The following is a 316-nucleotide window of genomic DNA, read 5'->3' on the forward strand; positions in this document are numbered from 1 at the left end:
GCTTGTTTTAACGGTAATGGTAAAACTAACCGGAGCCGGTGTACAGCCATTAGCCGGTGCAACTGTATTTGTAACTATATATGTGCCTTCTAGGCTGTTCTCAGGAGTTATAATACCCGTAGCAGGGTCTATAGCAAGGCCCGGAACATCTACCGTGAAGGTACCCATAACACCACCGCCAACAGCTATTGGCGCAAACGCTTCGTAGTTTGTACAGAATGTATCAAACTCATACTGGAAGTCTGCAACTGGCAGTTTAGTAATGGTAATGGTTGCGGTATCGGTTACATCGCCACAGCCTCCCGCTGCCGGTATA

General features: G+C 47.5%; 1 protein-coding gene. It reads right to left on the reverse strand.

What is annotated here, in order from left to right; genetic code table 11:
• On the reverse strand, positions 1-316 hold a 316-nt coding region (locus ACLI09_RS18095; RefSeq protein ID WP_411421044.1), incomplete at both ends, for a hypothetical protein.

The organism is Flavobacterium sp. RHBU_24, assembly GCF_046613695.1.
Lineage (GTDB): Bacteria > Bacteroidota > Bacteroidia > Flavobacteriales > Flavobacteriaceae > Flavobacterium.